At 72.2% G+C, this 13634-nt stretch carries 6 protein-coding genes and 1 pseudogene; 5 read left to right on the top strand and 2 right to left on the bottom strand.

Features of this window, described 5'->3' with window-relative positions:
* Window positions 1-83: 83 nt before the first annotated feature.
* The gene (locus tag ACSNOD_RS09060; RefSeq protein ID WP_436766276.1) at window positions 84-827 is read left to right on the top strand and encodes a response regulator; all 744 of its coding nucleotides are present in this window, start codon (window positions 84-86) and stop codon (window positions 825-827) included.
* A gap of 86 nt (window positions 828-913) precedes the next feature.
* On the opposite strand, the pseudogene ACSNOD_RS09065 reads toward ACSNOD_RS09060, so the two are convergent.
* Window positions 914-2274 (bottom strand): annotated as a pseudogene (locus ACSNOD_RS09065) (winged helix-turn-helix domain-containing protein).
* 321 nt (window positions 2275-2595) lie between these two features.
* Here ACSNOD_RS09065 and secA point away from each other — a divergent pair.
* On the top strand, window positions 2596-5439 hold the full coding sequence (secA, locus tag ACSNOD_RS09070) for a preprotein translocase subunit SecA (protein WP_436766277.1): 2844 nt from the start codon (window positions 2596-2598) through the stop codon (window positions 5437-5439).
* Window positions 5440-5662: 223 nt separating this feature from the next.
* Here secA and ACSNOD_RS09075 read toward each other — a convergent pair whose 3' ends face one another.
* A complete protein-coding gene (locus tag ACSNOD_RS09075; protein WP_436766278.1) occupies window positions 5663-6397 on the bottom strand; it encodes an Rv3235 family protein in 735 nt (244 codons plus the stop codon).
* Between the two features lie 304 nt (window positions 6398-6701).
* On the opposite strand from ACSNOD_RS09075, the gene ACSNOD_RS09080 reads away from it, so the two are divergent.
* The 3 genes from ACSNOD_RS09080 (at window position 6702) to ACSNOD_RS09090 (ending at window position 13533) form a co-directional block, all read left to right on the top strand.
* Window positions 6702-7208: a DUF6912 family protein gene (locus tag ACSNOD_RS09080; protein ID WP_436766279.1), complete on the top strand. Its 507-nt coding sequence runs from the start codon at window positions 6702-6704 to the stop codon at window positions 7206-7208.
* Between the two features lie 141 nt (window positions 7209-7349).
* On the top strand, window positions 7350-8021 hold the full coding sequence (locus ACSNOD_RS09085; protein WP_436766280.1) for an HAD family hydrolase: 672 nt from the start codon (window positions 7350-7352) through the stop codon (window positions 8019-8021).
* Window positions 8022-8535: 514 nt separating this feature from the next.
* Complete coding sequence (locus tag ACSNOD_RS09090) at window positions 8536-13533, top strand: NAD-glutamate dehydrogenase (protein ID WP_436766281.1); 4998 nt, start codon at window positions 8536-8538, stop codon at window positions 13531-13533.
* Window positions 13534-13634 lie beyond the last annotated feature (101 nt).

Raw genomic sequence — 13634 nt, forward strand, 5'->3', positions numbered from 1 at the left:
CGTGGCAGCCAACCTGGGCCGCGGACCGCTCGGTTGGCCCGGCACATCAACTCTTGGGCCACGGCCTTCAAGGGGGAGGAACGATGGCGGACAGCTTCGGGCCCGTGACCGACGAGTGCGGCGAACGCGGCGCCGGTGTCGGCGCGGACGCGGGCGAGCCACGCAAGGAGCCCATTCGGGTCCTGGTCGTGGACGACCACGCCCTCTTCCGCCGCGGTCTGGAGATCGTCCTGGCCCAGGAGGAGGACATCCAGGTCGTCGGCGAGGCCGGGGACGGCGCGGAGGCCGTGGACAAGGCCGCCGACCTCCTGCCCGACATCGTCCTGATGGATGTCCGCATGCCCAAGCGCGGCGGCATCGAGGCCTGTACCTCGATCAAGGAGGTGGCCCCCAGCGCGAAGATCATCATGTTGACGATCAGCGACGAGGAGGCCGACCTCTACGACGCGATCAAGGCGGGCGCCACGGGATATCTCCTCAAGGAGATCTCCACGGACGAGGTGGCCACGGCGATCCGGGCGGTGGCCGACGGCCAGTCCCAGATCAGTCCGTCGATGGCGTCCAAGCTCCTCACCGAGTTCAAGTCGATGATCCAGCGCACCGATGAGCGCCGGCTGGTGCCGGCGCCCCGGCTCACCGACCGCGAGCTGGAGGTCCTCAAGCTGGTGGCCACGGGCATGAACAACCGGGACATCGCCAAGGAGCTCTTCATCAGCGAGAACACGGTGAAGAACCATGTGCGCAACATCCTGGAGAAGCTGCAGCTGCACTCCAGGATGGAGGCGGTGGTCTACGCGATGCGGGAGAAGATCCTGGAGATCCGCTGACGGGGCGTCAGCGGATCTTTCGCTCACCGCGCCGACGCCTCCCTTCGCCGGCGCCGCCCTCCCCCGACGCCGCTGCCGCCGGCGCCTCAGTGCTCCGCCAGCGCCGCCGTCAGCGCGGGGGCCAACTCCGGTGCGTCGACGCGTTCCACGCGCACCGCGTCGCAGCCCACCCACCCCGCCGCCTCCCACAGCGCCTTGGCCATCGGCCGCACCGCCGACCGCCCGCGCAGGGAGAGCTGGCGGGCCACCAGCGTCGTACCCTCCCGCGCCGGGTCGACCCGGCCCACCAGCCTGCCCCCGGCCAGCAGCGGCATCGCGAAATAGCCGTGCACCCGCTTCGGCTTGGGCACATACGCCTCCAGCCGGTGGGTGAAGCCGAAGATCCGCTCCGTTCGGGGCCGGTCCCAGATCAGCGAGTCGAACGGGGACAGCAGCGTGGTGCGGTGGCGGGCTTGGCCCAGCCCTCGACCCGTACGGGGACCAGCCCCGAGTCGGCGATCACGGCGTCCACCTGCTCGACCCGGAGGCGGTGGTAGTCGGCGAGGTCGGCGCGCGTCGCCACGCCCATGGCCGCGCCCGCCTGGGCCACCAGCCGGCGTACGCACTCCCGGTCGTCGAGGTCGTCGTGGCGGAGGTCGGCCGGCACGGCGCGCTCGGCCAGGTCGTACACCCGCTTCCAGCCGCGCCGCTCGGTGCAGACGACCTCGCCGGTCGACAGCAGCCACTCGACCGCGATCTTCGCCTCGGACCAGTCCCACCAGGGGCCGCCGTTCTTGGCGCCGCCCAGTTCGGTGGCGGTCAGCGGGCCGTCGGCCCGCAGCCGGTCCCGTATGGCGGCGCAGGCGCGGTCCCGGTCCTCCAGGACGTGCCAGCCGTGGCCGCGCGCGGCCCGCTCCCGGCGGCGGAAGGCGAAGTGCGGCCACTCCTCGATCGGCAGGATGCAGGCGGCGTGCGACCAGTACTCGAAGCTGTGCGGCCGCGCGGCGCCCTCGGCACCGGCCTCGGCGGCGCCCTCTGCCGCGGCGCCCTCGCGCGGCGTCCAGTAGGCCGCCTCCACGGCGGAGCGGCCGACGGCGCCGAGGCGGGCGTAGGGCACCAGCTCGTGGGAGCGCGCCAGGACCGAGATGGTGTCGAGTTGGACGGCGCCGAGCCGCCGCAGCACGTCGCGTACCTTCTCCCGCTCCCGGGCCTCACCGGCGGGGGCCCCGCGCCGGCCGGCCCCGCGCACCGTGGCCCCGGCCCCGCGCACCGCGGCTTCGGCCCCGCGCGTCGTGGCCCCGCTCCCGCGCCTCCCGGCGCCGGCGCGGCGGCCTCCGGTCCCGGCGCCCGGGGCCGGCCGCGCCGCGGCCCGGGGGAGGGGCGCGCCCAGCAGGCCCTGGGCGCGCAGTGCTATCCGACGGGCGTCGTCGGCGGACAGTTCCGTCACGGACGGTGGCAGGCTCGTCATGATCGAACCCTAGAGCCCCCCACTGACACCCCCGCCACCATGTCTCTCCGGCCCCGAGGGCCTCGCCCTCGCGCTCCAGGCGCACCGCCCGGCCGTCGCCCCGCTCCCCGGAGGCTCCGCCCCCGGACCCGGTCCGCCGCGCGCGGAAACCTTCCGGTGCGGTTCGGCGTTCTCCTGAGGGGTGACACCGCGCCTTCGTGCTGACGGACCTCCCGGCACGCCGGGGTCCTGACTTACGATGGCCGTTGCGGTAGGGCCGACCCCGCCGCGCCCGCGCACACCGACAGTGCAAAGGCCCGACCGGCAAGGAGACCAACCTACGTGTCCGTCTTCAACAAGCTCATGCGTGCAGGCGAAGGCAAGATCCTGCGCAAGCTGCACCGCATCGCGGGCCAGGTCAACTCCATCGAAGAGGACTTCGTCAACCTCTCCGACGCCGAGCTGCGGGCGCTCACCGAGGAGTACAAGGAGCGGTACGCCGACGGTGAGAGCCTCGACGACCTGCTCCCCGAGGCGTTCGCCACGGTCCGGGAGGCCGCCAAGCGCGTCCTGGGCCAGCGCCACTACGACGTACAGATGATGGGCGGCGCGGCGCTGCACCTCGGGTACGTCGCCGAGATGAAGACCGGTGAGGGCAAGACGCTCGTCGGCACGCTCCCGGCCTACCTCAACGCGCTGTCCGGCAAGGGCGTGCACCTGATCACGGTGAACGACTACCTGGCCGAGCGCGACTCCGAGATGATGGGCCGGGTCCACAAGTTCCTGGGCCTGTCGGTGGGCTGCATCCTCGCGAACATGACGCCGGCGCAGCGCCGTGAGCAGTACGCCTGCGACATCACGTACGGCACGAACAACGAGTTCGGCTTCGACTATCTGCGCGACAACATGGCGTGGTCCAAGGACGAGCTCGTCCAGCGCGGCCACAACTTCGCCATCGTCGACGAGGTCGACTCCATCCTCATCGACGAGGCCCGTACGCCGCTGATCATCTCCGGCCCCGCCGACCAGGCCACCAAGTGGTACGGCGACTTCGCCAAGCTGGTCACCCGGCTCACCCGGGGCGAGGCGGCCAAGCCGCCGCACCGCGAGGAGACCGGCGACTACGAGGTCGACGAGAAGAAGCGGACCGTGGCCATCCATGAGTCCGGCGTCAGCAAGGTCGAGGACTGGCTGGGCATCGACAACCTCTACGAGTCGGTGAACACCCCGCTCGTCGGCTATCTGAACAACGCGATCAAGGCCAAGGAGCTGTTCAAGCGCGACAAGGACTACGTCGTGATGAACGGCGAGGTCATGATCGTCGACGAGCACACCGGCCGTATCCTCGCCGGCCGCCGCTACAACGAGGGCATGCACCAGGCGATCGAGGCGAAGGAAGGGGTGGAGATCAAGGACGAGAACCAGACGCTCGCCACGATCACCCTCCAGAACTTCTTCCGCCTGTACGACAAGCTGTCCGGCATGACCGGTACGGCGATGACCGAGGCCGCCGAGTTCCACCAGATCTACAAGCTGGGCGTCGTGCCGATCCCGACGAACCGGCCGATGGTCCGCAAGGACCAGTCCGACCTGATCTACCGCACCGAGGTCGCCAAGTTCGCCGCGGTCGTCGAGGACATCGCCGAGAAGCACAAGAAGGGCCAGCCGGTCCTGGTGGGCACCACCTCGGTGGAGAAGTCCGAGTACCTCTCGCAGCAGCTCTCCAAGCGCGGCATCCCGCACGAGGTCCTCAACGCCAAGCAGCACGACCGGGAGGCGTCGATCGTCGCCCAGGCCGGCCGCAAGGGCTCCGTCACCGTCGCCACCAACATGGCCGGCCGCGGTACGGACATCAAGCTGGGCGGCAACCCCGACGACCTCGCCGAGGCGGAGCTGCGCCAGCGCGGCCTGGACCCGGTGGAGCACGCCGAGGAGTGGGCGGCGGCGCTGCCGATGGCCCTGGAGAAGGCCGAGGCGGCCGTCAAGGCCGAGCACGACGAGGTCAAGGAGCTCGGCGGCCTCTACGTCCTGGGCACCGAGCGCCATGAGTCGCGGCGCATCGACAACCAGCTGCGCGGCCGCTCCGGCCGTCAGGGCGACCCGGGCGAGTCCCGCTTCTACCTCTCCCTCGGCGACGACCTGATGCGGCTGTTCAAGGCGCAGATGGTCGAGCGCGTGATGGCGATGGCCAACGTTCCCGACGATGTGCCGATCGAGAACAAGATGGTCACCCGCGCCATCGCCTCCGCCCAGTCGCAGGTCGAGCAGCAGAACTTCGAGACCCGTAAGAACGTTCTGAAGTACGACGAGGTCCTCAACCGCCAGCGCGAGGTCATCTACGGCGAGCGCCGGCGCGTCCTGGAGGGCGAGGACCTGCACGAGCAGATCCGTCACTTCATGGACGACACCATCGACGCCTATGTCCAGGCCGAGACGGTGGAGGGCTTCGCCGAGGAGTGGGACCTCGACCGGCTGTGGGGCGCGTTCAAGCAGCTCTACCCGGTGAAGGTCACCATCGAGGAGCTGGAGGAGGCGGCCGGCGACCGCGCGGGCATCACCGCCGAGTTCATCGCCGAGTCCGTCAAGGACGACATCCACGAGCAGTACGACGAGCGCGAGCGGCAGCTCGGCTCCGAGATCATGCGCGAGCTGGAGCGGCGCGTCGTGCTGTCGGTGCTGGACCGCAAGTGGCGCGAGCACCTCTACGAGATGGACTACCTCCAGGAGGGCATCGGCCTGCGGGCGATGGCCCAGAAGGACCCGCTGGTCGAGTACCAGCGCGAGGGCTTCGACATGTTCACCGCGATGATGGAGGGCATCAAGGAGGAGTCCGTCGGCTACCTGTTCAACCTGGAGGTCCAGGTCGAGCAGCAGGTCGAGGAGGTTCCGGTCCAGGAGGCGGCGGAGCGCCCCTCGCTGGCGAAGGCCCCGCAGGACGCGGCTCCCGCCCCGGCGGCGGCCGGCGCCCCCGCCGGTGGCGGCCGTCCCGAGATCCGCGCCAAGGGACTCGAGGCGCCCCAGCGGCCGGACCGGCTCCACTTCTCCGCGCCGACCGTGGACGGCGAGGGCGGCATCGTCGAGGGCGACTTCGCCAGCGACGGCACGCCCGCCCGCTCCGAGTCGGACGGCCTGACCCGCGCGGAGCGGCGCAAGGCGCAGAAGGGCGGCCGGCGCCGCAAGAAGTAGCGCGCGGCTGGTTCGTCGACTCCGGACCGCGGTGTCCGGCCTCCCTGGGGGCCGGGCGCCGCGGTCCGCGCGTTTCCGGTGTGCGTACGGTGTCCTTCCGGCCGTCCGTGCGGCTGCTTGCCCGCCTGGCGCCTCGCGTGCCGGTTCCGCGGCCCGTGGCCCCGTCCCGCGGCCCGTGGACCTGCCCTGTGGCCCGGCTGCCCGGACGGCGCCCGGGAGCGCGTCAGACGCCCAGCTCCACCGCCGAGCAGCGCCAGCGCTCGTCCGCGCCCCGCTCCAGCCGGAAGGCCATCGCCCGCAGCCGCTCGCCCGCCTCGATCCGGGCGAACGCCTCGATCACGCCGGCGCGCGGCCGGTACTCGTCGCAGTGCCGGACCACGGGGTGGCCCCGCCCGGCGAGGCGCAGCGGAGCGCCGGGGGCGAGCCGGGCCAACTGGTCGTAGGCGGGGCCGATGGTGTGGCCCAGCATCCAGTGCACGGGGCGCCGGCCGCTCAGCACGACGAGCAGGCGTTCGGCGAACCAGTAGCGCGGCAGCCGGGCCCGGTGCCGGGCGGCGGCGGCCAGGGCGGCGACATGAAGCGCGGCCGGGTTCGGTGTCGCCGCCGCCGGTGCCGCTGTCGGCGCCCCCGGCCCACGGCCGTCCCGCGGCCCCCGGCTCCCGTACGGGCCGCCGGTGCCGCGCGGCCCCCGTGGATCGCGCCCCCGGGCGTCCCCGCGCCGGGGCGGGCCGGTCCGCCGCCGGGCCGGCCCCGTGCTTGCCTGGGCGGCCTCGATCACCGCGCTCGCCCGGCCGGCCTCGATCACCGCGCTCGGCCGGGCGGCCCCGATCGCCGTGGCCGCCGCGCGGCCGTCCCCGCCGGCGCCCCCGGCCGTCCCTTCGGCCGGCCGTCCGCCCACCCCGCCGTCCACGCCCCTGCCCGTGCCGGTGGTCGTGCCCGTGTCCCTGCCCGTGCTCATGTCGAACGCCCCCGCCCTCCGCGCCGCCGCCCGGCTCATACCGGGCGGTAACTTCGTGGGGAGACTTCTAACGAGAGTGATCATGGACCGCAAGGCGCGCCGGGGCGGCGCGAGGGCGTCGGAGATCATCACCTATCAGGGCGGCGACCCGCCTCCGACCTGCGGGTACGCGGTCGGCCGTACGCCGTCGGCGGCCGCGCGGGCGCTTCGGCCGCGGCCGTACGGCGCCGGTGCCCGCGCCCCGAAGGGGGACGGGCGCCCGTATGCTGGCACCACACTCGGCGCCTTCACGAAAGCGGCTGACATGCGCGTCTACGTCCCTCTGACCCTCCCCGGACTCGCCGAGGCCCACAAGGCGGGAGAGCTGGGCCCGGGCCCGCTGACCGCCTACGCGGTGACGCCCGCGCTCCGTGAGTGGTACGTCTCGGATGACATCGAGGAGCTGGAGTACGCCGCGCTCAGCCGGGCCGCCCAGGCGTCCCTGCGGCTGCTGGCCGCCGACCCGGGGGCGCAGCGCCGCCGGGTCGTGGTCGCCGTGGACGTGCCCGACGGCGCGGCGGTCGCCGACCCGGACCGGGGGCTGGACCAGTCCGCGGTGGGCGAGGTGCGCGTCGCTCGCGCGGTGCCGTTCGCCAAGGTGGCGGCCGTCCACGTGGACTCCGACGACGCCGAGCCGGACATCACCGCCGCGGCGGCCGCGCTGGGGGCGGCGGACCACGGGGACGACGACGCCCGGTTCACGGTGGACGGGGCCGAGGACCACGAGCTGCTCTGGTACGCGACGCAGGAGATCCCCAACCTCATCGGCTGAGGCGGCGGGTCCCGGCGGGTCCCGCCGGGCCCCGGCCCGGGAGGCCGGCGCACGGCCGCACCCGTCGGCCCCGGCCCCGCCCCCGCCCCCGTCGCGAAAAGTCGGGGGCCGGTTGTCGGAGGCCCCCGGTACGGTCTTGGCATGGGGAAGCAGACCACGCACATCGTCTGGGACTGGAACGGAACGCTCTTCCACGACATCGACGCGGTGATCGAGGCCACCAACGCCTCGTTCGCCGAGATCGGGCTCCCCCCGATCACTCTCGAGCGGTACCGCGAGCTGTACTGCGTGCCGGTGCCGCGCTTCTACGAGCGGCTGATGGGGCGGCTCCCCAGCGCCGGCGAGTGGCTCGCCATGGACGAGGCGTTCCACCGGCACTACTGGCGGCGGGCCGTCACCGCGGGGCTCGCCGAGGGCGCCAAGGAGCTGCTCGCGGACCGGCAGGCAGCGGGGCTCACGCAGTCCCTGTGCTCGCTCGCCCCGCACCAGGACCTCATACCGATCGTGCGGACGCACGGCATCGAGGAGCACTTCATCCGGGTGGACGGCCGCGTCGGGCGGTCGGACACGGGCAAGGCCGAGCAGATGGCCCGGCACCTCGCCGAGCTGGACGTCCTGGCCGGTATCGCCCCCCAGCGGATGGTGGTCATCGGGGACGCGGTGGACGACGCGGTGGCGGCCGCGCACGTGGGGGCGCACGCCGTTCTGTACACCGGCGGCTCGCACAGCCGTACGAGCCTGGAGGCCGCGGGGGTGCCCGTGGTCGACACGCTCGCCGAGGCGGTGGAGACGGCGGAGGCCCTCACGGCGTGACCCGTCCGGCCGGACCGCCGTGCCCGCCCGTCACCCACTCGGCGGAGGCGCCGTCGTGCCCGCGTCACCCACTCGGCGGAGGCGCCGTCGTGCCCGCGTCACCCACCCGGCGGAGGCGTCGGCGTACCCACCCGTCGCCCACCCGGCCGAGGCGCCGCCGTGCCCAGCCGTACCCCGGCCCGGCCGAAACGCGCTGTCCGGATCGTCAAACTTCACCGTCGGTTTTTGTACACAAACGGCTCATGACGGCGCCCCGGGCCGGGACGGTAGCCTTGGGCCGTGATCAGCGCGATAGCCAGCGGGGGCAGCGAGGCCCCCGGCATGCGCCCGGTGTGCCACCGTGCCCGGGCCGCCGCTGATTCCCCCTGGCCGCCTCCATGGGTCGAAAATGGCCAGGAGTGGCCCGGTCATCTCTCATTTCGGCATACCGTCGACATCGACCGGGAACCCGCGTCGCGACGTCATGCCATTTCACTGACGTCACGCAAGGGCGCGCGACAGGAGCCAGAGGACAATGCAGACCAAGCTGGACGAAGCCAAGGCCGAGTTGCTCGTACGGGCGGCCCGGGTAGCTGAGAACAGCCCTGCCGGGGGGCAACAACCGGTGCAGGGCCTCGACCAGGAGGCCCTCGCGTCGTACCTCCGGCGGTACTACCTGCACACCGCCCCCGAGGATCTCGCCGACCGCGACCCGGTCGACGTCCTCGGCGCGGCGCTGTCCCACTACCGGCTCGCGGAGAAGCGGCCCCAGGGCACGGCCAACGTCCGCGTGCACACCCCGACCGTCGAGGAGAACGGCTGGACGTGCAGCCACTCCGTGGTCGAGGTCGTCACCGACGACATGCCCTTCCTGGTGGACTCCGTCACCAATGAGCTCACCCGCCAGAACCGCGGCATCCATGTCGTGATCCACCCGCAGGTCCTCGTCCGCCGTGATCTGACCGGCAAGCTGATCGAGGTCCTGGACACCTCCTGCGAGGCGCACTCCGACCGCAAGAAGGGCTCGGCGCTGCCGCACGACGCGCTGACCGAGTCCTGGATTCACGTCGAGATCGACCGGGAGACCGACCGCGCCGACCTCAAGCAGATCACCACCGATCTGCTGCGCGTCCTCTCCGACGTCCGCGAGGCCGTCGAGGACTGGGAGAAGATGCGCGACGCCGCGCTGCGCATCGCCGAGGAGCTGCCCAAGGAGCCCACCGCGGACGACCTGCGCGACCAGGAGGTCGAGGAGGCCCGCGAGCTGCTCCGCTGGCTGGCGGCGGACCACTTCACGTTCCTCGGCTACCGCGAGTACGAGCTGACCCGGGCGCGCACCGACGGCGACGAGGAGGACGTCCTCACCGCCGTGCCCGGCACCGGCCTCGGCATCCTCCGCTCGGACCCGCACCACAAGGAGGCGGACCGGGCGCACGCCGGCGTCCCGCTGCACCCCCGCCCCTCCTCGCCGTCCTTCAGCCGGCTGCCCGCCGACGCCCGCGCCAAGGCCCGCGAGCACAAGCTGCTGGTGCTGACCAAGGCCAACAGCCGGGCCACCGTGCACCGCCCCTCGTACCTCGACTACGTCGGCGTGAAGAAGTTCGACGAGCAGGGCAACGTGGTCGGCGAGCGCCGCTTCCTGGGCCTGTTCTCGTCCGCCGCGTACACCGAGTCCGTGCGCCGGGTGCCGGTCATCCGCCGCAAGGTCGCCGAGGTGCTGGAGGGCGCCGGCTTCTCGCCGAACAGCCACGACGGCCGCGACCTGCTCCAGATCCTGGAGACCTACCCCCGCGACGAGCTGTTCCAGACCCCGGTCGACAAGCTCCGCGAGATCGTCACCAGCGTCCTCTACCTGCAGGAGCGCCGTCGGCTGCGGCTGTACCTGCGCCAGGACGAGTACGGGCGCTACTACTCCGCCCTCGTCTACCTGCCGCGCGACCGCTACACCACCGCCGTGCGGCTGCGGCTGATCGACATCCTCTCCGAGGAACTCGGCGGCACCAGCGTCGACTTCACCGCGTGGAACACCGAGTCGGTCCTCTCCCGGCTGCACTTCGTGGTCCGGGTCGAGCCCGGCACCCACCTGCCCGACCTCACCGAGTCCGACGTGGAGCGCATCGAGGCCCGGCTCGCCGACGCCGCCCGCTCCTGGGAGGACGGCTTCACCGAGGCGCTCAACGCCGAGGTCGGCGAGGAGCGCGCCGCGGAGCTCACCCGCCGCTACGTCAACGCCTTCTCCGAGGGCTACAAGGCCGACCACTCGCCGCGCGGCGCCGTGGCCGACCTCCAGCACCTGGAGCGGTTCATCGCCTCGCCCGGCGAGCGCGACTTCGCGCTGAGCCTGTACGAGCCGGTCGGGGCCGCGCCCGGCGAGCGCCGCTTCAAGATCTACCGCACGGGCGAGCAGGTCTCCCTCTCCGCGGTGCTGCCGGTGCTCAACCGGCTGGGCGTGGAGGTCGTCGACGAGCGCCCCTACGAGCTGCGCTGCGCCGACCGCACCACCGCCTGGATCTACGACTTCGGGCTGCGGATGCCGGTGCCCGCCGCCGGTGGCGACTACCTCGCCGACGACGCCCGCGAGCGGTTCCAGGAGGCCTTCGCGGCCGTGTGGACCGGCGAGGCCGAGAACGACGGATTCAACTCGCTGGTGCTGCGCGCCGGGCTGAGCTGGCGCCAGGCGATGGTGCTGCGCGCGTACGCGAAGTACCTGCGCCAGGCCGGCTCCACCTTCAGCCAGGACTACATGGAGGACACCCTCCGTACGAACGTCCACACCACCCGGCTGCTGGTGAGCCTGTTCGAGGCCCGGATGTCGCCGGAGCGGCAGAGCGCGGGCACCGAGCTGACCGACGCGCTGCTGGAGGAGCTGGACGCGGCCCTGGACCAGGTGGCCTCGCTCGACGAGGACCGCATCCTGCGCTCCTTCCTCACCGTCATCAAGGCCACCCTGCGGACCAACTACTTCCAGAAGGCCGACAGCACCGGCAAGCCGCACGGCTACCTGTCGCTCAAGCTCGACCCGCAGGCCATCCCGGACCTGCCCGCGCCGCGCCCGGCGTACGAGATCTGGGTGTACTCGCCGCGCGTCGAGGGCGTCCACCTGCGGTTCGGCAAGGTCGCCCGCGGCGGTCTGCGCTGGTCGGACCGGCGCGAGGACTTCCGTACGGAGATCCTGGGCCTGGTCAAGGCGCAGATGGTGAAGAACACCGTGATCGTGCCGGTCGGCGCCAAGGGCGGGTTCGTCGGCAAGCGGCTGCCGGACCCGTCGGTGGACCGGGACGCCTGGCTGGCCGAGGGCATCGCCTGCTACCGGACGTTCATCTCCGGCCTGCTCGACATCACCGACAACCTCGTCGGCGGCGAGGTCGTGCACCCCAAGGACGTCGTCCGGCACGACGGCGACGACACGTACCTCGTCGTCGCGGCCGACAAGGGCACGGCCACCTTCTCCGACATCGCCAACGACGTCGCCATCGGCTACGGGTTCTGGCTCGGTGACGCGTTCGCCTCCGGCGGCTCGGCCGGCTACGACCACAAGGGCATGGGCATCACCGCCCGCGGCGCCTGGGAGTCGGTCAAGCGCCACTTCCGCGAGCTCGGGCACGACACCCAGAGCGAGGACTTCACGGTCGTCGGCATCGGTGACATGTCCGGTGACGTGTTCGGCAACGGCATGCTGCTCTCCGAGCACATCCGGCTGGTGGCCGCCTTCGACCACCGGCACATCTTCCTCGACCCCAACCCGGACGCGGCCACCTCGTACGCCGAGCGCCGCCGGATCTTCGAGCTGCCGCGCAGCTCCTGGGCCGACTACGACACCGAGCTGCTGTCGGCCGGCGGCGGCATCCACCCCCGCAGCGCCAAGTCCATCCCGATCAACGCCCAGGTGCGGGCCGCGCTCGGCATCGACGCCAAGGTCACCAAGATGACCCCGGCGGACCTGATGCGGGCCATCCTCCGGGCGCCGGTCGACCTGCTGTGGAACGGCGGCATCGGCACCTATGTGAAGGCCTCCACCGAGTCCAACGCGGACGTCGGCGACAAGGCCAACGACCCGATCCGGGTGGACGGCCAGGACCTGCGGGTCAAGGTCGTCGGCGAGGGCGGCAACCTCGGCCTCACCCAGCTCGGCCGGATCGAGTTCGCCTCCCGGGGCGGCAGGATCAACACCGACGCGATCGACAACAGCGCCGGTGTGGACACCTCCGACCACGAGGTCAACATCAAGATCCTGCTGAACGCGCTGGTCGTGGACGGCGACATGACCGTCAAGCAGCGCAACAAGCTGCTGGCGGAGATGACCGACGAGGTCGGCGCGCTCGTGCTGCGCAACAACTACGCGCAGAACGTGGCGCTGGCCAACGCCGTCGCCCAGGCGCCCAGCCTGCTCCACGCCCACCAGCGCTTCATCCGCAAGTCGGTGCGCGAGGGCCGGCTCGACCGCGCCCTGGAGTTCCTGCCCACCGACCGGCAGATCCGGGAGCGGCTCGGCGCCGGGCGCGGGCTGACCCAGCCCGAGCTCGCCGTGCTGCTCGCCTACACCAAGATCATGGTCGCCGAGGAGCTGATCGCCACCGATCTGCCGGACGACCCGTACCTGCAGAAGCTGCTGCGCGCCTACTTCCCGCAGGCGCTGTACGAGCGGTTCCCGGAGCAGGTCGCCGGGCACGCGCTGCGTCGCGAGATCGTGACGACCGTTCTGGTCAACGACACGGTCAACACCGGTGGTTCGACCTATCTGCACCGGCTGCGCGAGGAGACCGGCGCCTCCACCGAAGAGGTCGTGCGGGCGCACACCGCCGCGCGGGAGATCTTCGGCCTGGCGCAGGTCTGGGACGCCGTCGAGGCGCTCGACAACGTCGTGTCCGCGGATGTCCAGACCCGCATCCGGCTGCACTCGCGGCGGCTGGTCGAGCGCGGCACCCGCTGGCTGCTCAACAACCGCCCGCAGCCGCTGAAGCTCGCCGAGAACATCGAGTTCTTCGGCGAGGGGGTGGCCACCGTCTGGGCCGAGCTGCCGAGGATGCTGCGGGGCGCGGACCTCGAGTGGTACGAGCGCATCCGCGGCGAGATGACCGAGGCCGGGGTGCCGGAGGAGCTGGCGACGCGGGTGGCGGGCTTCTCCTCCGCCTTCCCGACGCTGGACATCGTCGCCATCGCGGACCGGCTGGGCAAGGCGCCGCTGGACGTCGCCGAGGTCTACTACGACCTCGCGGACCGGCTGCGGATCACCCAGCTGATGGACCGCATCATCGAGCTGCCGCGGGCCGACCGCTGGCAGTCGATGGCGCGCGCCGCCATCCGCGAGGACCTCTTCTCGGCGCACGCCGCGCTCACCGCGGACATCCTGTCCGTCGGCAACGGCACGTCCACGCCGGAGCAGCGCTTCAAGGCGTGGGAGGAGCGCAACGCGGCGATCCTCCAGCGGGCGCGCACCACGCTGGAGGAGATCCAGGGCTCGGACGCGTTCGACCTGGCCAACCTGTCGGTGGCCATGCGGACCATTCGCACGCTGCTGCGCACGCACAGCTGAGCCGGCCCGGCCGGATCGACGCCGAGACCGAGACCGAGGCCGAGGCCGACGCCGAGATCGGAGCCGAGACAGACGCCGAGGGGCGCCCGCTGATCCTGTCT

Source organism: Streptomyces sp. URMC 123 (assembly GCF_051386515.1).
Classification (GTDB): Bacteria; Actinomycetota; Actinomycetes; order Streptomycetales; family Streptomycetaceae; genus Streptomyces.

Coding starts and splice junctions, on each gene's coding strand:
- ACSNOD_RS09060 (WP_436766276.1), top strand. CDS start 84: ATGGCGGACAGCTTCGGGCCCGTGACCGACGAGTGCGGCGAACGCGGC.
- ACSNOD_RS09075 (WP_436766278.1), bottom strand. CDS start 6,397: ATGAGCACGGGCAGGGACACGGGCACGACCACCGGCACGGGCAGGGGC.
- ACSNOD_RS09080 (WP_436766279.1), top strand. CDS start 6,702: ATGCGCGTCTACGTCCCTCTGACCCTCCCCGGACTCGCCGAGGCCCAC.
- ACSNOD_RS09085 (WP_436766280.1), top strand. CDS start 7,350: ATGGGGAAGCAGACCACGCACATCGTCTGGGACTGGAACGGAACGCTC.
- ACSNOD_RS09090 (WP_436766281.1), top strand. CDS start 8,536: ATGCAGACCAAGCTGGACGAAGCCAAGGCCGAGTTGCTCGTACGGGCG.